Raw genomic sequence first — 21307 nt, forward strand, 5'->3', positions numbered from 1 at the left:
AATCAGAAAGGCATAATTCTTGGGTGATCCATCAATGGCCCCAGCCTTTGCGGTTCCGGGGTCGAAGCCAAGGAGAGACCTTCATGACAATCAGAGTGGGCATCAACGGGTTTGGCCGAATTGGTAGGCTGGTGTTCCGCATCGCCCAGCAGCGTTCGGACATTGAAGTGGTCGCAATCAACGATCTGATCGATGTCGACTACATGGCCTACATGCTGAAATACGATTCTACCCACGGACATTTTGCCGGAACAGCAACGGTTGAGGACGGGCGCCTCATGGTGAACGGGAAACCGGTCCATACCTCCTCGGAACGGGATCCGGCGAACATCGGATGGGGCGATCTTGGCGTGGATGTGGTTGCCGAGGCAACTGGCTTGTTCCTCACAAAGGAAACCGCCAGCAAGCATCTTCAGGCAGGAGCCGGAAAAGTGGTGATGACAGGCCCCTCCAAGGATGACACTCCGATGTTTGTCATGGGCGTCAATCAGGCAGCCTACGAGGGCCAGAGCATCGTCTCCAATGCCTCCTGTACCACCAACTGCATTGCCCCTGTTGCCAAGGTTCTGCATGAAAGCTTCGGCATTGAATCCGGACTGATGAGTGCAATTCATGCCACCACCGCCACGCAGAAGACGGTCGATGGTCCTTCCATGAAAGACTGGAGAGGCGGACGGGGAGCATCCCAGAATATCATTCCTTCGTCCACCGGAGCGGCCCGCGCCGTCGGCAAGGTTCTGCCAGAACTCGACGGCAAGCTCACGGGCATGTCCTTCCGCGTGCCGGTTCCCGATGTTTCCGCTGTCGATCTCACGGTCAATCTATCCCGGTCCACCTCCTATGAGGCCATCTGCCAGGTGATGAGAGAAGCATCCGAGGGAGCGCTGGCCGGTATTCTTGGCTACACAGAGGACGAGGTCGTCTCGCAGGATTTCATCGGCGATCCCAGAACATCGATTTTCGATGCCAAGGCAGGGATTGCTCTCACGGATCGCTTTGTCAAAGTCGTTTCGTGGTATGACAATGAGTATGGTTTTTCCAACAAGGTTCTGGACCTGATTGCCCATATCTCTCGTTGATTGGCCTTGCAATACTACAGGCCCCTTCCACTCGACGGTCAGGGCGAATGGAAGGGGTGACGTCATGAAACGGCCAAGGTTTCAGAAAACCGGCTCAGGAGGTGACAACGCCCTTACGAAGGATGAGGCTGCCAAATTTCCTTCTCTCACCAGTCCTCAGTATGAGAATGGCATTGGACGAGCGTTCGTAAAAATCAGCCTTTTTCAATGGCGAAATGTCAAAGCCAGGCTCATATTTGTCGATAATCTCTTGATATTTTTCGCAAATCTCCGGCACCTCTGAGGGATTGTCGACAACTTCCATTCGAAACACCGAGTGCTCAACGCGCGTATCAAGAGGGAAATATTTCATGATTCCCTCTACCACCAGGGCGGCATCCGTCCCGGGGAATTCCATATGGTCAGGTCCGCGAGTTGCTGCCGGGAAATTGGCATCAGCAACTACGATTTCGTCTCCATGGCCCATTTTGGACAAAACGGCCAGCAGATCGGAAGACAGGATCGGATCGATATTCTTCAGCATTTAGTGAACTCCCTTTGTTTTTCACCCCGAGATGGGGTCATAAAGAGGTGGCACAGGTTTCCTCCGAGGACCGTTCCTCAAACGGCATTGTGCGCCATCACGTTTTCCTTTCCGATCGTCAGGACGGCTTTACAAGCTTCCGTCGCTGCAATCGGATTTCGGCTGATAATCGCGTCATAGATAGCCTTGTGAGCCTGCCAGCACATTTCATCATGAGCATCAAAGCTGGAAATTCTGAAACTGGCGTTGAAGGCGGGAGCCAGCAAACGCCCAAATGGCCAGAACAATTCATTGCCAGATGCTATATAGATTGCTTCATGAAACTGGAGGTCAGCCCTTACCCATGCACCAAGATCATCAAAGCCTTCGCGCATATTTGTCAGGGCAGTATGGAGAGCATTCAGATCTTCAAGCGATGCGTTTTGGGCAGCGAGAGAACAGGCAACGGGCTCGATGGAAAATCTCAGTATACTGAGCTTCTCCAAAAACGAAGCCACGTCACCACTGGCCAGTTGCCATTCCAAAACCAGAGGGTCAAAGAAATTCCAGAATTTTCTTTCGTTGACGACTGTGCCAGTCCTCGATCGGGTCGTTATGAGACCCTTAGCCGAAATCAGCTTCAGACCTTCCCGCAAGGCGGTACGACTGACCTTGTAGGCCGCGCAAAGATCCGCCTCATGTGGAAGGGTCGTCCCTGGAGCAACCTGGCCGTTGATGATCTTGATAGCAAGATCTTCTGCAATCAGCCCCTGAAGACCGTTTATCATCTGAGAAGCCTCAAGCCTTATAGGCCCTGAAATCTCAGCTTTGATTTCGGACATTTCCCGCACAGGTTCAAATCTAACCAACGTTGGATTTTTTTCGCCTAGTAGAATTTCCAACTTTGATCCTCTCTGCCAGAGCCTGGCGTTTAACGTTGACGACGTCGTTTGGCTTTCCATACGCCGGTTATCAATCAGGCGACGATCCGGACACCCATCCCGCCGTCGATTGCGACCGTTTCACCGGTAATAAAGCCGTTCCTGATCAGTTCCAGAGACATCGAAGCGACATCTTCCGGGGTCCCTTCTCTGCCGACGAGAATTCGATCGTTTATATTATGCATGCGGGCTTCTTCAGACATCCCGGCGTGAAAATCCGTTCTGATGATGCCTGGCGCAATGGCATTGATACGAATTCCCTCTTTGGCATGATCTACCGCGAGCGCACGGCATAGCTGAGGAAGAGCCCCCTTGACGGTCTGATAGGCAACGGAATTCGGGCATCCGCGGAAGCCAGCAACCGATGAAACCAGCAAGACCGCGCCCCCCTCCTTTGCCAATGATTGATAGCTGGCACGGAAGAGATGATATATAGAGTGGATGTGGATATCAAAAGCGTCTTTCCAGTCATCTTCAGATATATCAAGAATTCGCCCTCCTGCCGGCCCGCCAGCCGAGTGAACAAGGACATCAAGCCTGCCATATTTCTGCAGAACAGACGCGACTGTCTTTTCTGCATTCTCACGCCCTTTGACGTCTATGAAGATCGGCAGGACCGCGCCCAGAGACGACAGTTCAGAAATTTTCGCCCTGGCGCTTTCATTGTCCGTTCTGCCAGTGACAGCAACCATGGCTCCTTCCAGCAGGAGTTGTTTGGCAATCTCTGCGCCAATTCCTCGCGTACCGCCGGTAATGAGCGCAACTTTTCCTTTTAGATTGTACATTCTACTTTCCTATTTTGGCTAACCTAATGCCCAGTTGGGAATAAATGCTGCTACAGGCTCGAAGAAGATAACGAGGAGCAGCACAGCGACTTCTGTCAGAATGAAGGGCCAGACATAGCGCACAGTGTCCATGAAGTGCGTTTTCGCGATGGAGGTCGTGACAAAGAGCAAGGCTGCCATCGGAGGCGTGGTCGATCCGATCTGGTTGGCCATCACCATGACCAGCCCGAGCTGGAATGGATCAATCTGGTAAACCTGGCCGATATACACGGCGACAGGAACAAACACGATCAGGACTGACGTTGGCTCAACAAACATCGTCAGGACGAGCATGACTGCCGCCAAGATCAGCATCACACCGATCGGGCTGCTGGCAGCTCCCGTTACATATCCAAGCACGACGTCGTTGAATTCCAGATAGGTGAGCAACCACCCCAAAGTGCCCGCGACGGCAATAATCCCGGACACCATTGCAGTCGTTACCGCAGCGTCAACGAGTATCTTCACCATATCCTTGATGCTGATGGTGCGGTACACGAAGAAGCTAATTACGAATGCATAGATACAGCATGCAACACCAGCTTCCGTGGCGGTAAAGATCCCGCCCAGAATGCCGCCGACGATGATCACGGGAGCGATCAGGGCGGACCAGACCCGCGTAGCGGAGGTGAATACGGCCCTGATGCTGAACTTGCCATGCTTTTCGCGAAGTTCAGGATATTTGGGCAGATAGGTCTGCCCCTTGATCGTCAGCATCAGGGAAAGCCCGACGAGCACGCCTGGAATAATGCCCGCCAGGAAAAGCCCCCCGATGGAGACCTGTGCCATGGCACCGTAGATGACCATGATCATGCTCGGAGGGATAATCGCCCCGATGGTGCCGGACGTTGCGATTAACGCGGCACAATATCCGGGCTTATATCCGACCTTTTTCATGGTCGGGATCAAGATGGAGCTGATTGCAGAGGCATCAGCGACCGACGAGCCGGAAATGCCGGCAAACACCATCGACGAGACAACGGCCACATGCGCCAACCCCGCCTTGAAATGGCCGACCAGGGCCTGTGCGAACTGAACCAGCCGCGCGCTGATTCCCCCTCGCGCCATGATTGACCCGGCGAGAATGAAGTATGGCAAGGCCAATAGGGTGAACGAATTCAGCTGCGCAAACATCTTCTGGGGGAACAGGGCGAGGACCAGACCATCCGTTCCGATAACTCCCATGAACCCGGCAGCCGCAACAGCCAGAATAACCGGCAAGCCTGCCAAAATCAGCAGGAGAAGAAGCAGGATCAAAATACCGATCATAGCTCAACTCCCGTGTCCAGAAGATTCAGGCGGAACAGAATTCTGCGGATGCATACAAACAGCAGATAGGCTCCACCGAACACCAGACCCAGATAGGGCCAGCGCATTGAGATCTCCAATCCTGGAGAGGTCTGGAAGGCCGCAACCTCGGAGATGCGCCATGCCAATACGATAAGGCACAAGGCAAACCCGCCCCACATCAGTTCCACCGTCATGCGGAAAGTCGGAGCAACAAACCGCTCAGGATAGACATTTGAAAACATGTCCATAGCGATGAGGGACCCCTTTCTGTACCCGACAGGAATTGCGAGAAACACAATCCAGATATGGCCGTAAATTTGCAGCTCTTCAGTCCAGCTCAAGGATTCGTTGAGAATGAAGCGATTGAATATCTGGAGCGCTCCCACCAGGACGATTACTGCAAATATGATCGCGATAAGATACTCGACGCTTCTGTCGATTAATCTTGACAGATACTTTGTCATTTTCCTGATCACTCATTGTGTGAGATCGAAGAGGGGCGCCAACGCGCCCCTGGCGATTGAAGCGATCGTCTTTATTGAGCGCGGATTTCTTCAAGAAGATCCGTGGCTCCGAGTTCTTTTGCCAACTCGTCCTGTACGGATGCGGCTGCTTTCTGGAATGAACTGGTATCAATCTCGGTGACTGTCACACCATTCTCCTTCAAGGCAGCAAGGGCCTCATTCTCTCGCTGTGGAGCAAGAGCCCGGACAACGTCAGATGCCAGTTTTGCGCCCTTCTGAACCACATCCTTGTCCAGATCGGACAGCTTGTTCCACTCCATCTTGGACATGACGAGAAACGTCGGATCAAGCATATGCTTGGTCAGTGTCAGATGAGAGGCCACCTCATAAAACTTGCCGGTCAGGATCGTGGCTGCCGTGTGTTCAAAGCCATCGAGAACACCACTTTCAAGCGATGTGTAGATTTCGCCGTAGTTCATTGGAGTGGCGTTCGCGCCCATCGAATTGACCGAAGCAACGAAAACCTTGTTGGGAATAGTTCTGATTTTCAGCCCCTTCAGGTCTTCCGGAGAATTGATGGCCTTTTTTGCCGTTGCGACATGGCGATAGCCCCAACTGTCGCCATAGGAAAGCACCTTGAAGCCAATCTTGTCCATGTCGGCAGCCAGGGACTTTCCCACCTCACCGTCGAAGACACGATGGACATGATCATAGTCCTTCCAGATGAATGGCAAGCCTGCCACGCCGATCTCGGCGTTGAACGATGCATACTCGCCAAGACCACCAACTGTAACCGAAGCCCCCGACCCCAGCTGCATAGCTTCAATCACGTCTCTCATTTGACCCAGCGAGCTGCTCGGAAAGACCTTGGCTTCCAGTGTGTTGGAGTTCGAGTTGATGTAATTGGCAAAAGTCCAGGCATACATTTGCTGATCCGTGCCAAGATCGTTTGCGCCTGAATGGGCAATCCTGATGACGTGTTTGTCGTCCGCCTGTGCGCCAAACGCAGCGAAGATCAGCGCTGCGGCGGCTAAAGTGAATAGCTTTCCGTTTCTCATAATTTCCTCCCGTTTAACCGACACAAAAAATCCATCCCAATTTTGTGTCATACATTAACTTCCTTGCAATCATTAGTGTATGACACAAAATTGGATTCTTCCAATGAAAATTACTATTTTTAATCAGAAAATATATTTTTGTGTATGATTTATTTGTTTTCTCTATCAAATCAACCAGATATCACCGGTCGAGAACTGGCCTCCCGTTGCGGAATTGAATAGGATTGCGCGTTTCGTTTGATCCGAGGGAAACTGACAGAGAGGAAATGTTTTGGTTATCAAGAGCGAGATCTGGACAATACGAGCATTCTCCCAATCAGACTCTGATGCGGTTGCAGACCTATTCATCAGGATCAACCGGCTGCTGGCGCCAAAGGAAATGGAGGCAGCATTCGAGGCCTATATCCAGAGGTCACTCAAAGAGGAGATAAGTCGCATAGACGATTACTACTCCGAGCATTGCGGCCTTTTTTACGTTGCGGAGGCATCTGGCCCACTATGCGGAATGTTTGGCCTCGAAAGCGCTGGCGAGGGGGCGATGGAGCTTCGACGCATGTATGTTGCACCTGAGGCTCGCGGCCAGGGTCTTGGTCGTTTGCTTCTGGCGAAAGCCGAGACGTTGGCATTGGAAGCAGGGTGCTTCAAACTCAAACTGAGCACCTCCGAAATCCAGAAGGCTGCCCTGTCGCTCTATCGATCAGCTGGCTACACTTTGGTTGCTGAAGAGATTGCACAATCCGCAACACTGAAGACTGTTGGCGGCAATATCCGGCGCTTTTACTTTGAGAAGGACCTGACGGTCAAAGGGCAATGAAACAGACACGGTGCGTCCAGCCTGATGCAAAGAGCTGCGGTTAAAGCCGTTTCTCGATTTCTGACACGGCATCTACAACGCTCAATGCCGTGGTGTCGAGCTTTAGATCTGCTGTTGCCCAAGGCGTGTAGTCTCGAGCAAGCACCTGTTGCCAGCCAGGCTTGTTGAGGCCGGGCACATCCATCTCACGGTCTTCCACTCGCATCTGGTGCATGGCTAGGTCAGAGCAATGCGTTTCGACACCCAGCAATCTTGCTCCGGCCCGGGTTGCGGCATCAAAGAATATCTGGCGGGTTATGTCCCAAGGATTCACACAGTCGATGATCGTTGTGTGCCCCAGCTGAAGGTTGGAAGCAGCCAATGCCGCTGCTATGTGATAGCTTTCAGGGCCGATATCCCGATCGGGGTCAAGGTTCCAGATCGCAGCGTCAATCTCATCAATCCGGAGGTAAACCGCTCCGGTTGCGATCGAGAGAGCCTGTGCAATCGTGCTCTTACCGGTCCCCGGCAATCCTGCAAACGAGATGAGAACGGCCAAACGCGCACCTCAGTACTATTGTTGTTGTGGTCTTATAGGGCAGCATTCTACTATACGGAGAGAGACGTCTGGTCCGCAGAGCACGAAAAACCTCAGAACAAGTCGTGAAAACTTCTCTGAAAACTTTTTGAAAACCGCCTTACTTCTAAAGGCGAAAATCACATCCAACTCATTGAAAAATAGATGGAGCGGGTGAAGGGAATCGAACCCTCGTCGTAAGCTTGGGAAGCTTCTGCTCTACCATTGAGCTACACCCGCGTCTGGCTATCCCTTATATGAGGACGCCTCAGGATAGAGTGTATCTATCATATTGAGCCATTTGCTCAAGATGGAGGAAGCGGTTTTTTGTCACTTTTTTGACGGCGCGAACAGATTTCTCATCAACGGCTTGGCCTCTGGCTGCCTGCTATCGAGTGGGCCGCATGTGACATAACAGAAAATACTGAGCACACCTTCGCCTTTTCATCTTGAAAAAGCCCGTCAATCACCCAATCTCTGGCCTTTGAACATTGCCTTTTCAACCATCGATTCTACAGGACCCTCAGGGCATGATTGACCGTATCAAAGGAACTCTCGGCTCACGGCCATTCGAACTTGCCATCACGGCACTCATCGTCTTGAACGCGATCACGCTGGCGCTGGAAACCTGGCCTGCGGCCGAGGCGCGCTTTGGCGGCCTGTTCCATTTTGTTGATCGCGCCATCCTGATTGTCTTCGTGGTTGAAATCACATTACGCCTTATGATCCATCGACTGCAGTTCTTCAAGGACCCGTGGTCGCTGTTCGATTTCACGGTGGTGGCCATTGCGCTGATGCCGACCAGTGGCGCCCTGTCGGTGCTGCGTGCGCTCCGGGTGTTGCGTGTGTTGCGGCTGATCAGTTTTGTGCCTTCCCTGCGGCGCGTGGTGGGGGCTCTGCTCGAAGCCCTGCCCGGCCTTGGCTCCATCAGCCTGCTGCTCGGTCTGCTCTATTTCGTCTTTGCCGTCATGGCGACCAAGCTCTATGGCCCGGCTTTCCCCGACTGGTTCGGCAGCCTTGGCAAATCCTCCTACACGCTGTTCCAGATCATGACGCTGGAGAGCTGGTCAATGGGCATCGTCCGGCCCGTCATGGAGGCCCATCCGCTGGCCTGGCTGTTCTTCGTCCCCTTCATCCTGGCGACATCCTTCACGGTGCTGAACCTCTTCATCGGTATCATCGTCTCGGCGATGCAGTCCGAACATGAGGCAACGGCAGAAGCCGAGCGGGCAGCGCTTCATTCGGAAACGGAAGGGGTTCTCGCCGAAGTAAAGGCGCTGAAACATGAGATTGGCGAGCTGAAGGCCCTGATCCGTGCACAAGGAGACGCCGCCCGTGGCGGGCAGGAGACTTGATCCACGGCCGTCATAGATAAGCGGACAGCCATTTTGCTGCCTTGATTGGGCGGTTAGGTCTTCCCAACATGAACATGATGGGAGTTCCAACAGGAATGTCTGCCTCCAATAATTTGCCTGTCCTCTACTCGTTCCGACGCTGCCCCTATGCCATGCGTGGCCGGATGGGATTGTTTGCTTCGGGAATCGTGGTGGAGTTGAGGGAAATTGTCTTGCGGGACAAACCTGCCCATATGCTGGAGATTTCGCCCAAGGGAACGGTGCCAGTGCTGCAACTGCCCGATGGCACGGTGATTGACGAGAGCCTCGACATCATGCTCTGGGCGCTCGGCCAGAATGACCCCGAGGGTTGGCTGACACCGGAAAGCGGCACGCTGGACGAGATGCTCGGCCTGATCGCCGAGATGGACGGATCGTTCAAGCATCATCTGGACCGCTATAAATATGCAACGCGTTTCGAGGGGGCCGACGAAGTGGTCCATCGCTCCATGGCGCTGATTGCGCTGGCGTCCTTGCAGGCGCGGCTGGAATTGTCCCCCCACCTGTTCGGCAACCGCCCGTCGCTGGCCGATATCGCCCTGTTCCCTTTCGTGCGGCAGTTTGCCAATACGGATCGGGACTGGTTCGACACCAAAGCACCCGTCGCAGTGCGCAAGTGGCTCGTCGAGCACGAGAGCTCACCGCTCTTTGTAAGCATCTTCAGCAAATGGCCAGTCTGGAAAGAGGGAGACCCGGTCATCCTGTTCCCAGCCCGGAAAGTGGAGGAAGAAGTCGGCGCGGTCAGTTGACCCAGCGGCGCAGACGTTCGGATATCGGGGTGCGATTGACGGCCCCTGCCACGGTCAGCCCGACATTGCCAAGCACCGAATGGGTATGCCAGAGCGTGTAGATCGGGAGCTGGCGCGTTCCGAACTTGAGCTTGTAAGGCTCGTCTCCGACCGTGAAATCAAAGATCTTGATGCCGTCCCTGATGCATTCTGCGATCAGATCCTCAGTCATCAGCAAGCCGGGTGAATAGCGGCCGACGCGCTCGAAATCGAGCCCCATCATCAACATCAGATGGCGACCGCCATGCTCGATGCCATATTGCACGGCAACGATCTCGCCGTCATAGGTGAACTGATAGATCCGGACAAAACCGTTTTCGGCATTCTGGCAGGCCAGATCGAGATAGAAGTCAAAGGTGACCTGCTTCTGGATGAGATCTTCGCCGGGGCGATCCTTGTAGCGATCCTTGTGGAACAGGCGCAGATGATCCATCGCTGTCCGGATCTGGTCGGCGTCGAACAGTCTTTGCATTTGCCAATCGCCTTCGCGCATCATGGCACGCCGTTTCTTGTCGCGGTGCTTGCGCTCGCTCTTGGAAATATTGGCCGCACGCCATTCTTCATAGTCCGGTCCGAGCTCGGTCAAATAGGCCGAAAAATCGGCTTTCTGATAATGACCCGTCGGAAACAGGCGCAGAACGGCGGGATCGCTGACCGGCATGTGCTTGATACGCAGCACATCATAGGCACCAAGCGTTTCGAGCAGTCGTTTGCTTAGAAAATCGGGATCGGGAATCCAGTTCTTGATGTCCCTGTGCATGGTGGGCAGGGCATAATCGACCAGATTCATGTTGGCATATTCGAGCACGGTGGCGCCCAGCTTCTTGCGCGCGACCAGCGGAACAACTCCAACCAGACAGCCCGATGTCTTGCAGCGCATCTGCAAGGTGCGTTCTTCGACTTCCGGAAAATGCTGCAGATACCGCTGCATTGCATCCTGCCAGATGGGATGCTGAAAGGCGGTCACATCAGCCAAATCGAACAGGGTCCGATATTCATCCGACCTGAAATCAAAGTGTTTACAAACGCTCAAATCAAGCATGTCTGCTGCCTGCGATTCTATCAATATGAAATATGTTATGGTGTAACCATTTCATAGAGAAGATAAGCAATCGTGAATGTCGGGCAAAAAAACGCCCTGAAGTTGAACAACCCTGCAACTACAGGCCGTCTGTCAATGAACTTGGTTAATAAAGATTCAGGTCATGCATGAAGGCATCCATTTCCTCGATGGTGGCCTGAGGGCCCTCGAGCAGGATGTCGACGCCGGTCTCGTGATAGCTTCTATCCATAACGCTGAGCTGCAGGAGGGCAATCTGTCGTTCGATTTCGCTGGTCTGGTCAAACCGACCGGTGACCGTCTTGCGGATGATGCGTTGCCACGGCACCAGGGTTGCCGCATCAAGCGCCATGGAAGCTACGCCGGAATAGGCCCGGGCCAGCCCGCCTGCCCCCAGCTTGGTGCCCCCGAAATAACGCACGACAATGACACCGCAATTGATGATGTCACGGCCGATCAGCACTTTCAGCATGGGCATGCCGGAGGTGCCCGCCGGTTCGCCGTCATCCTTGGCGCCTTCCTCGATGTAATCATCGTCGTTGATAAGGCGAAAGGCGGTGACGTGATGATTGGCCTTGCGGTGCTCTGTACGCAGTTGCTCAAGCCGGGTCTCAAACTGTTCAATCGGCACGAGAAAGGCCAGAAAGCGGGACTTTTTCTCCTCCAGCTCAGCATAAAACTCGGCTTCAACGGTCTTCAGCATCGCTTTAAGCCATCCTGAAATGCTTGGAGAGCTTGAGCCCCTGAGCCTGATAGTTGGAGCCGATGCCAGCGCCATAGAGTCGGGTCGGGCGCGCCCGCATGCGCTCATAGGCGAGCCGCCCGATCAACTGGCCATGCTCAACGATGAAGGGCACCTCGTGGCTGCGCACTTCCAGCACCGCCCGACTGCCCTTGCCGCCCGCCTCGGATGCGCCGAAGCCGGGATCGAAAAAGCCGGCATAATGGACGCGGAACTCGCCCACGAGGGGATCGAACGGCACCATCTCGGCGGCATAGAGCGGCGGCACATGCACCGCCTCCCGCGAGACCAGAATGTAGAACATGTCCGGGTCGAGAATGAGCGCATTCTTGCCCCGCCCCGCTATCGGCTCCCAGAAGTCGAGCATGTCGAGAGCATCGCGCTCATCGACATCGATCACCGCCGTGTGGCGCTTGGCGCGATAGCCGATGATACCGTCTCCGGCCAGATCGATGGAAACAGCTATGCCATTGTCAATGAAGGGCTCTTCCATCGAGCCCACCAGCGTTTCTTCCCGATGCAGGATCAGGTGCTCTGGATCAGTCAGGCGCGACCGCCCGTTGCGGAAGCGGATCTGCGACAGGCGGCTTCCGGCCCGCACGAAGATCGGAAAGGTGCGCGGGCTGACCTCCAGATAGAGCGGCCCGCTATAGCCCGCCGGAATGGTATCGAACTGGCGCGAGCCATCGGCAATCACCCGGGTGAAAATATCAAGCCGGCCCGTCGAGCTCTTCGGATTGGCGGCCGCCTCGATGTCGCCGGTAAGGTTGAGACTCTCCATCAGGGGCACGATATAGACACAGCCGGTTTCCAGCACCGCGCCCTCGCCAAGGTCGATCTGATGCAGTTGCAGCTGGTCCAGCTTGTCCTTTACCGTCTGGCCCTTGCCCGGCAGAAAGGATGCGCGGACCCGATAGGCCTTCGCCCCCAAACGCAAGTCGAGACTGGCTGGCTGGACCTGATCGTCATCCTGCGGACGAGCAAAGCAAATGGCCTTGCTATCGATCAGCTGCGCGATGTCCGCGTCATTCAGAATACCCGTGCCGGAAAAGGAAAGATGTGTCATGAAGCGCCCTGTCAATTGCGATTTGACGATGTGTAGCAGGCTTGAAGCCACCGGGCAACAGCCCCTTGCCATCCCATGAACGGCCCCTGATCTGCCCCTGCTTGGCACCATTCGGCCCCTGCGCGCACAACCTGTGGTGATTTTCTGAGCAAAGCTGCATAAAAGGCGACTTCGTTCAAATTTTACCTTTTAATTTAACCGCCCGAACAGACCCGGCGTACTATTAATGTGGCAAGACAAAAAGGCGCCTGCATGATGCAGACGCCGCTTCTTTATGGCATGTTCGGTTCCATCAGGGATCACGCCAAAGCAGTGTGCAAATGAAAAAGCTCATAGCGGTTTGTATCATATCGGCTTGCTTCATTGCGGGTATCATTCTGACGTATGAAACGCCAGCAAACTCCAACCAGATGCATGGTACACGCCTGAATTCCAACGAAATCAGGCAGGCGGAGACAAAGATCACCTCTTTCCTCAAGTCGAACATGGCCTATTTCGACCCCTTCACCGACAAGGTGGAAGTGAACAGCTGCAAGATCACTTACCAGTTGAACCGCGCGGGGGATTGCTCCAGCTCGCCAACGGCTCGTTACAGCGAGTTCCAGATCGACCTCAAGGATGTTCAGCAGGTTCGGGTTTTCGAGAATTCCCGCAACGGGACCGGAGCCTCCGGCTCCATCCGGTTCGAATTCAAGGACAACGTGCAGAAGCGGTTTGACCGTGCCAAGACCCTGTTCAACCGCTACAACCGGAACAACACCGGTTATACCGGCTCGATGTGGGCACAGGAAACCCATTCCGCCGAGCAGAATGCCGTGACGGAAGCCGGTCTTGCCGACATGCAGAGCTATGCCAAGACGCAGAATTGCTCCAGCAGCATGCAGCAATATCACCTGCCCAAGACTCTCGGTACCATCAGCCTTTCCACCGTTGATCGGAACGCCGCCTACAGCCTCAAATCCTATCACGCCAACTGCGTTGATGGTTGAGGCTGTCGACCCCGCAACTTGCTCCCGGCAGGATGCTCTGCAAGGGAAGCACAGAGAAAAGGGGATTTTTCGGAGATGTGTCCAATTTTAATGAATTCCCTATCCGTTTTTAAAACGGTTGCAACTAAAACTAATGCACCAAAACAAACAAATTATAGTTGAAACTGATATTTGACCCGATGAAAAACAAAGCATTTGTCCTGGCTGCCGCAGTTTTGGCAATCATTCCAGCGCTGACCATGATGGTATTCTGGCAAACCAAGAGTTTTGCTCGAACCAAGCCGCTGCTTTCAACCGCGCAGGTACAGCAGATGGAGGGAGCAATCCAGGAGACCTTGTCACGGACGCTCGACCATAAGGTCTATGGCAGTGAAATCGAAGTATCCGGTTGCAAGATCATCAGCCGGTATGAACAGCCGCAGACCTGTTCTGCCTCCAATGATATCCGGTTTCAGGAAACCCTGCTGGACATTCGCGAGACATCAGGCGTTTCCTACTCCAGCCTCAGCGCAAACAAGACTTCACGCACCAGCCTGCTGAAGTTTGATTTCCAACCAGATATCGAGCAGAAGGTGAAAAGCGCCAAGCAGGCCATGTGGACCTATGTGAGCGAAAAGCACGGATTGCGCGGAGCGGCGTGGAACGAATTCGCAGCAAGCGCCGAGCAGCGCATCATCAAGCAGTATGGCTTTGACAAGATGGGCAGCTACGACATGACGCAAAGTTGTACTTCCGACAAGAAAGTGCGCCACCTGCCGGGAAAACTGGGCACATTTGTCCTCAGCGGCGACACCCGCGAGCTGGGCCAGTTGGTCAGGACCTATTACAGCTATTGCGCAACCCCCGCGTCATAGGTGAACCATACCCAATCCCGAATACGCGTCTTCGATGATTGACACTCTCGTTCTATAGGCGTACATAATGTCGCACTTGTGGTCATTTGAGCCGGCCGGCTTGCCGCCACGTAAAAGAAAGTTGCTAAAAGGTCGGGGATGAAAAACTGTCTTTCCCGGCCATACTGAAAAGTGTCGCCGGGTTTTATTTTGCTCAAAATCCGGTTGACCAAACGAAAAAGCGCTCTGCCCTCCCGCGCCCCTGGTGCGCTAGGCCGACGGAGCCTGTCAAGAACAGGATTGAGCCATGTCTGAGACCAAGAAACCCGAAACCGGTTACCGCCCTGCCACCCAGATGGTCCATGGCGGCGTGATGCGTTCGCAGTGGGGAGAAACCTCCGAAGCGCTGTTCATGACGCAGGGATATGTCTATGACAGCGCCGAGGCACAGGAAGCCCGCTTCAACGGTGAAGAGCCGGGCTATGTCTATTCACGCTATGCCAACCCTACCGTTTCGATGTTCGAGAACCGCATGGCACTGCTGGAAGGCGCTGAAGGCGCGCGCGGTACGGCGTCCGGCATGGCTGCCGTTTCCTCCGCCATGCTTTCATGTGTCCGGGCTGGCGATCATGTGGTTGCCGCAAGCGCCCTGTTCGGCTCCTGCCTCTATATCGTCTCGGAATTGTTGCCCCGTTTTGGTGTCGAGTGCACGCTGGTGGATGGCACCAATCTTGAGGAATGGAAAGCGGCGATGCGTCCGAACACCCGCGCCTGTTTCCTCGAAAGCCCGACCAACCCCGTGTTGTCCGTGATCGACATTGCCGGTGTGGCCGAGATTGCCCATGAAGCGGGTGCCAAGCTGGTCGTCGACAACGTCTTTGCGACCGCCATGTGGCAAAGCCCGCTGGCGCTCGGTGCCGACGTGGTCATCTATTCGGCCACCAAGCATATCGATGGTCAGGGCCGCTGTCTGGGCGGGGTCGTGTTGTCGACCGAGCAGTTCCTTGAAGAGGAATTCAAGGATATCCATCGTCACACCGGACCGTCCCTGTCGCCGTTCAATGCGTGGATCATGCTCAAGGGACTGGAAACCTTCCCGCTGCGCGTCAAGGAACAGACCCGCAGTGCAGGTATCCTTGCCGACCGTCTGGCCGAGCACAAAGCCATCGACCGGATCTTCTATCCGGGCCGTGATGACCACCCGCAGGCCGACGTCTGCAAGAAGCAGATGCGCGGTGGCTCGACCATGGTGGCGCTCAATGTGGCCGGTGGCAAGCAGAAGGCCTTCGAGCTGGAAAATGCCCTCAAGATCATCAAGATCTCCAACAATCTGGGTGACGCCAAGAGCCTGATCACCCATCCGGCTACGACCACTCATCAGCGACTCACCGATGACCAACTGGCGGCCGCCGGTATCGGTCAGGGCACGCTGCGCCTGTCTGTTGGTCTTGAGGATATCGAGGACCTGTGGGACGACTTCGAGCAGGCTCTGGCCACGCTCTGATCCTGACCGGATCACACAAATTGTCCGCAAGGGGACTTTGCAGAGGAAGACCCCTTGCGCCTGCCTTGAAGCGGGGCCTGATGATCGACTAGACTGGCTGTGTCACGTCCGAAAGGCAAAGCCGCATGTCCCAAGATCCCACCCCCGCTGAAGCACGTCCCTCGCAAAAAGATCCAACCCTTCCCTACGACATGCCCCTTGTCGTGCAGCCCTCCGACATCGACATGATCGGCCATGTCAACAACACCATCTATCTGAAATGGGTTCAGGAAGCGGCAACCGAGCATTGGGATGTGATCGCCCATGAAGATGATCATGAGCAGATGTTCTGGGTCGTCACCCGTCACGAGATCGACTACAAGCGCGGCGCATTCGAGGGCGACGAGCTGATCGTGCGGACATGGCTGGGGCAGTATGAGCACCACAAGTGTGAACGATTCACCAGCATCCTGCGGGTGCGGGACGGCAAGGAGCTTGCCGCCGTCCGGACCCTGTGGCACCCAATCAACCAGCAGACCAAGAAGGCCATCCGCCTCTCCCCTGAACAGATCGCCCGCTATTCGGTTGCTCCGAACAAGGACTGATCCGGGGCCAGGTCAAAGGACAAGCGACAAGGCGCAGGCCAATTGGCCCGGGCAGAAGCAATCCATCCACCCGGGCCGCCCACCACCTGATTTCCAGTCCCTTGCGGAGCCCCTTCTATTTGCCAGGTGGCACCAGCGCACAAAAGGCCCCGCTGGCGGCCTCATCCGAGCCAAGCATGATGGCTGCCGGAGCGGTATAGGGATTGAGCGACTTGCTGGTCTGCAAATCGAACACCAGCAGCGCGACCACGGCCAAAAGGGTTGCAGATGCGGGGAAGGCGCGGCTCATGAAAAATCCGGTCATCGCCTATCCCTCCAGTCCCAACGGCTTGCGCAGGCGGATACCCACCCACGCCCCGGCAAAGGCGGCAACGAACCATACCCAGCCATGCAGGCTGCCGGTGGAAATGCCCGAGAAGAAGGCTCCAACATTGCAGCCCAGCGCCAGACGCGAGGAATAGCCAAGCAGAAAGCCGGCGATGACGGTGGCCAGCCATGCCCTTGCAGGTAGCGAGGGTAGCCTTGTGCTGAGGCCGGACCGCCAGGCAGCGACGATGAAAGCCCCGAGAATGATGCCAAGGTTGGTGAGCGAGGTATAGTCGGTGAGCAGGCTCGAGACGAGTCGCTCCTGATGCACCGGACTTGCCCAGTAGGACGACGCCGTCAGATCCGCTCCCAATGCCGACGCCCCTTTGGCGGCCCACAAGCCAAGGCCATAGACCACGCCCCAAGGCTGACCGGCAACCGCGAAGTTGGCGATTGCCAGCGCGGCCAGAAGCACGGCAGCAACCAGCAGACGACGTGGCACGAAACGCGCCTGTTTCGGCGCCAGAAAGAGCGCCCCAAGTCCAACGATCAGCAGCCCCAGCAGGGTGATCACCAGCCCACGGCTCCCTTCCAGCACCACCAGCGGCAGATGCCCCAGATCCGTCCACCATAGAAGGTGATAGGACCCGGCAAAGGCTCCGACGACAAAGAAGGGCAAGGCCACGACGCTGACCGGATTGCCCGACCCGGCGTTGACAAGCGTGCCCGATCCGCAGCCGAGCAGCAACTGCATGGCCGCTCCGAACACGAAAGCGCCGCCGACCATGGACCAGCCAACGGCGGCATGAGCGCCAATCAGTTCGGGATGGTCGCCGGACAACAGCGGAAAGGCAACGACGGCAACAAGCCCGATGGCCAGCAGCTGGGCGATCAGCCCGGCCGGTTCGCGCCGCAGGATCATAGCCCGCCACGGACCGGCGAAACCGAAGCGCAAGCCTTCCAGCGTCAGGCCGAAGCCAACGCCGATGGCCAGCAGCAGGCCATAGCGCACGCCCGCCGACGCCATGAGGGCCAGAATGACAACAAGGGGCAAGCCAATCAGGCCAGCCCTTGCAAACAGGCGAGACCCCTTTGCAGGGGCCCCCAGAGATGTCGAAATATCAGTCACGGGATCAGCCACCGGTTACTTGCTTGATGAGGGTCTTGAAGATGCCCGGCGTGTTGGCCAGCTTATAGCCAGCGTTGGAATAGCCAACCATCGATTCAGGATAGAGTTTCACATTGTCCAGACCGGCCAGCTCGGAGAGGGCGAACCAGTTGGTCGCGGCCCAGTGCCCTGTGTTGCAGAAGCTGACCAGCTCTTCGCCATTCTTGAACCCGGCCTTGGCGGCAATTTCCTTGGCCTTGGCCGCGTCAGCGATCACCGGCTTGTTGTCAAACCAGCTGGAATGCACGAAATATTCGGACTGTGGCAGGGTGCCGGGACGGGCGGCGGCTGGATGCTTCTTCTCACCTTTCCAGAATTCTTCCGGACGGGCATCGACAAGGCGCGCCTTCTCTTCGCCGCCGACAATCTTCAGGATTTCGTCGCGGTTGGCCAGCCACTGATCAGAGAAGCTGATATCGACGGTGGTCGGCTTGAGGGAAACAGTGCCGGTTTCAAGCGGCAGGCCCTGTTGCTTCCAGGTGTCGAGACCACCATTGAGGATGGAGATGTTGGTGAAACCAGCCGTTTTCAGGGTCCAGTAGACACGGGCGGCAGCGCCAAAATCGGAGATGTCTGCACCCTGATAGGCGACGACCGTGGCACGGCCCTTGTCTGCACCAATGTCACCGAGCAGCTTTTCCAGATGCTCTTCGGTTACCAGCTGGCCCGGGTTTTCCTTGGGGCCACGAAACAGCCCGTAAGGCGCATTAACCGAACCGGCGATATGGCCTTGTTCAAACAGGCTTGAACCATTCTTGTCGGTTGCGCGAATGTCGATGATGAAGGGCGCGTCGTCACCCGTTGCAGCATTGAGCTGTTCGGGGGAAACCAGCGGACCAAAAGACGCAGCGAAGGTCGGGGTAACCAGAAGCCCGAATGCCACAAGAGCGTGTGAAATCAGTTTTTTCATTTGTGTTCTCCGTGTGAGCCATTCTGTCATCTCAGCGGACAGGGCTCCTGTCGCATGAGAGATCCGGCAAGAGGTGAGCAGCCAGAGGCCTGCCGGGATCGGGCTCCTTGACTATTATCGTTGCCCGCCATTCTGCTTTTCAGCCGGAATTTTGCAAGAAAGAGGATCTTAAAGTTCATTTTAAAAATAGAAATTCCTTCTTGCGACAACACTGAAGACAGCAATTCTTTGCCCTTCATTCAGTCACACTTCCAATGATGAGGAAATTATTTTGCAGCAGAGGCTCTATTCTTGACGAACACCGAGTCCGACAATTGCGCCTCAGCACCACGGACTTCACCTTCATGGGCAGGGCCACCACAGACAGGAGAGTTTCATGGAACCACGGATCTCGTTGATCACGCTCGGCGTCAGCAACCTGGAGAACTCCGTCAGCTTTTATCGTGACGGCCTGGGCTGGCCGACGAGCTATGAGCCTGGACAGGGTGTGGCCTTTTTCAAGACATGGGGCACTGTGTTCGCCCTCTATCCGATTGCGGAAATGGCCAAGGAGATTCCGGATGGCAGCTTCACCCCGCAGGTAGGCAGCTGTGGCATCACGCTGGCCCACAATTGTCGCGAGCGGCAGGATGTCGATGCCGTGATGGCACAGGCCACTGCGGCTGGCGGCCAGCTGAGGAAAGCGGCAAGCGACACCTTCTGGGGTGGCTTCAGCGGCTATTTTTCCGACCCGGACGGCTATGTGTGGGAAATCGCATGGGGCGCCTTCCCCATCGGTGAAGACGGTCACCTGATCCTGCCGTAAGAGCTGGAAGGCTTACTCCAAGACTCGCCCGCATCGCCAGTCTGTCCATCAGGGCAGGCGTCCAAGCGCGCCTCACCTCTCCTGCGAAGCCTCATCGGCGACAGATGGCTTGTCACCAAACAGCTCTCTTGCCAGCAGGATCCGCGAGACGGTGGTGATGGCAGTGATGGCGGCGAAGGCATAGGCGAACCAGCCGAACCAATCCGGGAACAGGCAGAAGAGCGCAAACACCGCGTAGGTCTCCCCAGCTTCGGCGAGCCCCCCGGTGAAATAAAGCGACTTGGAGCCGTGACTCTCGGTGGACAGCTTCCGCTTTTCGGCCATGATGGCAAAGGCTAGGAAGCTGGCACCGTTGGCATAGAAGACCATCAGCAGCACCGCTGCCGGTAGAGCGTTTTCCGGTCTGGCAATCGCAAAGGCCAACGGAATGAGGCCGTAGAAGATGAAGTCGAAAACAATATCGAGATAGCCACCAAGATCCGTCTTGTGGCCTGCCCGGGCAACGGCGCCATCGAGCCCATCCATCAGACGGCTCAACACCATCAGGGTCAGTCCAAGCCAATACAACTCAAAGGCGATTGCTGCTGCTGCGCCACTTCCGATCAACAACCCGAGGCTGGTGATCTGATTGGGTGTGACCCCATGTGAGGCAATCATTTTGCCAATACGGGTAACAGGCGGATCAATCAGCCTTTTCAACCGAGCATCAAGCATGACTTCTTCCCAAACTGCTGTTTACTTCTGGCACGGACTTATTGTACCTGCCTAATCAGTATTGGCAAATGTGTTGTCTCTGTGGATTGCCCAACATTCAGTACAATCTTTGATACATCTTCTATCCAATACGCTTCAATAGGCTATATTATTCCTGTCAGAGCTTTGCTATGCAATTCTCATGAACTTATTGCGAGTTTTGGTGATCCCTAAACTCTCTTTGTTCGGACTATTCCGACTATCGGGCTTTGCATCAATCATTGTTCCACTGGAGTATGAGGACCAAGTGCAGAAATACACAGCGACGACCGGATCAATTCAAGTCATGGTTGTGCCGGAATACCAGCCGGAGCAATCGACCCCCGACAGAGGACAACATGTATGGGCCTATCATGTTGAAATTTGCAATCACGGGCAGGCAGACATCAAGCTTCAGGCACGATACTGGCGCATCATCGACGCGCAGGGGCGCATTCAGGAAGTCCATGGCAGTGGTGTCGTGGGCGAACACCCGCGTATTGTAGCCGGTAATTGCTTCAAATACAGCTCCGGCTGCCCGCTGGACAGCGACAGCGGCTTCATGTCCGGCCATTATGAGATGGAAACGGATGACGGCATGACCTTCGAAGTCATCATTCCAACCTTCTCTCTGGACATTCCGGATATGGCCAAGTCCATCAACTGAGCTGCCCCCCAAGGGTTGCCGGGGCCTCAGCCAAGCGTTTCCTTTACCATCGCGTCTCCCCGGCGACTGGCCACAGCATTCGCTGCCAGTCATTTTCGGCACAAACAGGGCTAATACGCGGCCGGAAACGAGAGATATCAACAGCAAACTTTCTGTGTTCCCATGTATCTGGCATCAGCCCCGCATAGGGCATCTTTGGTGTCTTGCTCTGACAGATTATCCCCAATCAAC

The 21307-nt window shown here is 55.4% G+C and carries 24 protein-coding genes, 1 tRNA gene and 1 riboswitch; of the genes, 10 read left to right on the plus strand and 15 right to left on the minus strand.

Annotation, left to right across the window (positions count from 1 at the left end; genetic code table 11):
- Nucleotides 1–83 precede the first annotated feature (83 nt).
- Nucleotides 84–1079 carry a type I glyceraldehyde-3-phosphate dehydrogenase gene (gene gap, locus DSL70_RS06950; RefSeq protein WP_119307143.1) on the plus strand — a complete coding sequence of 332 codons (996 nt, stop codon included), beginning with the start codon at nucleotides 84–86 and terminating at the stop codon, nucleotides 1077–1079.
- Between the two features lie 94 nt (nucleotides 1080–1173).
- Here the strand turns inward: gap and DSL70_RS06955 are convergent, their stop codons facing one another.
- From DSL70_RS06955 to DSL70_RS06980, 6 genes are all read right to left on the minus strand, one after another.
- On the minus strand, nucleotides 1174–1602 hold the full coding sequence (locus DSL70_RS06955; RefSeq protein WP_119307144.1) for an RbsD/FucU family protein: 429 nt from the start codon (nucleotides 1600–1602) through the stop codon (nucleotides 1174–1176).
- A 77-nt stretch (nucleotides 1603–1679) separates the two neighbouring features.
- A complete protein-coding gene (locus DSL70_RS06960; RefSeq protein WP_162916423.1) occupies nucleotides 1680–2483 on the minus strand; it encodes a FadR/GntR family transcriptional regulator in 804 nt (267 codons plus the stop codon).
- A gap of 74 nt (nucleotides 2484–2557) precedes the next feature.
- Nucleotides 2558–3307: an SDR family NAD(P)-dependent oxidoreductase gene (locus DSL70_RS06965; protein ID WP_119307146.1), complete on the minus strand. Its 750-nt coding sequence runs from the start codon at nucleotides 3305–3307 to the stop codon at nucleotides 2558–2560.
- Nucleotides 3308–3325: 18 nt separating this feature from the next.
- Entirely contained in the window at nucleotides 3326–4615 is a 1290-nt protein-coding gene (locus tag DSL70_RS06970) for a TRAP transporter large permease (protein WP_119307147.1), read from the minus strand.
- Nucleotides 4612–5100 carry a TRAP transporter small permease gene (locus DSL70_RS06975; protein WP_119307148.1) on the minus strand — a complete coding sequence of 163 codons (489 nt, stop codon included), beginning with the start codon at nucleotides 5098–5100 and terminating at the stop codon, nucleotides 4612–4614. Before DSL70_RS06975 ends, DSL70_RS06970 begins: the two co-directional genes overlap by 4 nt.
- A 71-nt stretch (nucleotides 5101–5171) precedes the next feature.
- On the minus strand, nucleotides 5172–6158 hold the full coding sequence (locus DSL70_RS06980; protein WP_162916424.1) for a TRAP transporter substrate-binding protein: 987 nt from the start codon (nucleotides 6156–6158) through the stop codon (nucleotides 5172–5174).
- Between the two features lie 271 nt (nucleotides 6159–6429).
- Here DSL70_RS06980 and DSL70_RS06985 point away from each other — a divergent pair, with 271 nt between their 5' ends.
- Entirely contained in the window at nucleotides 6430–6972 is a 543-nt protein-coding gene (locus DSL70_RS06985; RefSeq protein ID WP_245418113.1) for a GNAT family N-acetyltransferase, read from the plus strand.
- Between the two features lie 40 nt (nucleotides 6973–7012).
- Here DSL70_RS06985 and DSL70_RS06990 read toward each other — a convergent pair whose 3' ends face one another.
- A complete protein-coding gene (locus tag DSL70_RS06990; protein ID WP_119307150.1) occupies nucleotides 7013–7510 on the minus strand; it encodes a P-loop nucleotide/nucleoside kinase family protein in 498 nt (165 codons plus the stop codon).
- A 184-nt stretch (nucleotides 7511–7694) separates the two neighbouring features.
- A tRNA-Gly gene (locus tag DSL70_RS06995) sits at nucleotides 7695–7768 on the minus strand.
- A gap of 290 nt (nucleotides 7769–8058) precedes the next feature.
- Between DSL70_RS06995 and DSL70_RS07000 the strand changes: the two genes are divergently transcribed.
- Together DSL70_RS07000 and DSL70_RS07005 are read left to right on the plus strand one after the other, a co-directional pair.
- The gene (locus DSL70_RS07000) at nucleotides 8059–8883 is read left to right on the plus strand and encodes an ion transporter (RefSeq protein ID WP_119307151.1); all 825 of its coding nucleotides are present in this window, start codon (nucleotides 8059–8061) and stop codon (nucleotides 8881–8883) included.
- A gap of 95 nt (nucleotides 8884–8978) precedes the next feature.
- Entirely contained in the window at nucleotides 8979–9671 is a 693-nt protein-coding gene (locus tag DSL70_RS07005) for a glutathione S-transferase (protein ID WP_119307152.1), read from the plus strand.
- Here the strand turns inward: DSL70_RS07005 and DSL70_RS07010 are convergent.
- The 3 genes from DSL70_RS07010 to DSL70_RS07020 all read right to left on the minus strand — a co-directional run bounded on the left by DSL70_RS07010 (nucleotide 9664) and on the right by DSL70_RS07020 (nucleotide 12578).
- On the minus strand, nucleotides 9664–10752 hold the full coding sequence (locus DSL70_RS07010) for a GNAT family N-acetyltransferase (RefSeq protein ID WP_162916425.1): 1089 nt from the start codon (nucleotides 10750–10752) through the stop codon (nucleotides 9664–9666). The genes DSL70_RS07005 and DSL70_RS07010 overlap by 8 nt on opposite strands.
- 145 nt (nucleotides 10753–10897) lie before the next feature.
- Entirely contained in the window at nucleotides 10898–11473 is a 576-nt protein-coding gene (locus DSL70_RS07015; RefSeq protein WP_119307154.1) for an IMPACT family protein, read from the minus strand.
- Nucleotides 11474–11477: 4 nt separating this feature from the next.
- Nucleotides 11478–12578, minus strand: coding sequence for a 2'-deoxycytidine 5'-triphosphate deaminase (locus tag DSL70_RS07020; RefSeq protein ID WP_119307155.1), 1101 nt, complete (start codon nucleotides 12576–12578; stop codon nucleotides 11478–11480).
- Between the two features lie 320 nt (nucleotides 12579–12898).
- Here DSL70_RS07020 and DSL70_RS07025 point away from each other — a divergent pair, with 320 nt between their 5' ends.
- The 4 genes from DSL70_RS07025 (at nucleotide 12899) to DSL70_RS07040 (ending at nucleotide 16488) form a co-directional block, all read left to right on the plus strand.
- Nucleotides 12899–13567 (plus strand): hypothetical protein, encoded by a 669-nt coding sequence (locus tag DSL70_RS07025; protein ID WP_119307156.1) that lies wholly within the window; start codon nucleotides 12899–12901, stop codon nucleotides 13565–13567.
- A 179-nt stretch (nucleotides 13568–13746) separates the two neighbouring features.
- A complete protein-coding gene (locus DSL70_RS07030; protein WP_119307157.1) occupies nucleotides 13747–14421 on the plus strand; it encodes a hypothetical protein in 675 nt (224 codons plus the stop codon).
- Nucleotides 14422–14489: 68 nt separating this feature from the next.
- Nucleotides 14490–14569, plus strand: a riboswitch (SAM riboswitch).
- A gap of 138 nt (nucleotides 14570–14707) precedes the next feature.
- Complete coding sequence (locus DSL70_RS07035; protein ID WP_119307158.1) at nucleotides 14708–15904, plus strand: O-succinylhomoserine sulfhydrylase; 1197 nt, start codon at nucleotides 14708–14710, stop codon at nucleotides 15902–15904.
- Nucleotides 15905–16029: 125 nt separating this feature from the next.
- The gene (locus tag DSL70_RS07040) at nucleotides 16030–16488 is read left to right on the plus strand and encodes an acyl-CoA thioesterase (protein WP_119307159.1); all 459 of its coding nucleotides are present in this window, start codon (nucleotides 16030–16032) and stop codon (nucleotides 16486–16488) included.
- Between the two features lie 115 nt (nucleotides 16489–16603).
- Here DSL70_RS07040 and DSL70_RS07045 read toward each other — a convergent pair whose 3' ends face one another.
- The 3 genes from DSL70_RS07045 to DSL70_RS07055 are packed head-to-tail and all read right to left on the minus strand — an operon-like array spanning nucleotide 16604 to nucleotide 18872.
- Nucleotides 16604–16792, minus strand: coding sequence for a hypothetical protein (locus tag DSL70_RS07045; RefSeq protein WP_119307160.1), 189 nt, complete (start codon nucleotides 16790–16792; stop codon nucleotides 16604–16606).
- A gap of 3 nt (nucleotides 16793–16795) precedes the next feature.
- Nucleotides 16796–17923 (minus strand): YeeE/YedE family protein, encoded by a 1128-nt coding sequence (locus DSL70_RS07050; RefSeq protein ID WP_205563179.1) that lies wholly within the window; start codon nucleotides 17921–17923, stop codon nucleotides 16796–16798.
- Nucleotides 17924–17927: 4 nt separating this feature from the next.
- Nucleotides 17928–18872 carry a sulfurtransferase gene (locus DSL70_RS07055; protein WP_119307161.1) on the minus strand — a complete coding sequence of 315 codons (945 nt, stop codon included), beginning with the start codon at nucleotides 18870–18872 and terminating at the stop codon, nucleotides 17928–17930.
- Nucleotides 18873–19248: 376 nt separating this feature from the next.
- On the opposite strand from DSL70_RS07055, the gene DSL70_RS07060 reads away from it, so the two are divergent.
- Nucleotides 19249–19677, plus strand: coding sequence for a VOC family protein (locus tag DSL70_RS07060; RefSeq protein WP_119307162.1), 429 nt, complete (start codon nucleotides 19249–19251; stop codon nucleotides 19675–19677).
- Between the two features lie 72 nt (nucleotides 19678–19749).
- On the opposite strand, the gene DSL70_RS07065 is transcribed toward DSL70_RS07060, so the two are convergent.
- Complete coding sequence (locus DSL70_RS07065) at nucleotides 19750–20391, minus strand: CDP-alcohol phosphatidyltransferase family protein (RefSeq protein ID WP_119307163.1); 642 nt, start codon at nucleotides 20389–20391, stop codon at nucleotides 19750–19752.
- 286 nt (nucleotides 20392–20677) lie between these two features.
- Between DSL70_RS07065 and apaG the strand changes: the two genes are divergently transcribed.
- Nucleotides 20678–21076 (plus strand): Co2+/Mg2+ efflux protein ApaG, encoded by a 399-nt coding sequence (apaG, locus tag DSL70_RS07070; protein WP_280955339.1) that lies wholly within the window; start codon nucleotides 20678–20680, stop codon nucleotides 21074–21076.
- The last annotated feature ends 231 nt before the right edge of the window (nucleotides 21077–21307 follow it).

It is taken from the genome of Cohaesibacter haloalkalitolerans (assembly GCF_003574655.1).
Taxonomy (GTDB): domain Bacteria; phylum Pseudomonadota; class Alphaproteobacteria; order Rhizobiales; family Cohaesibacteraceae; genus Cohaesibacter; species Cohaesibacter haloalkalitolerans.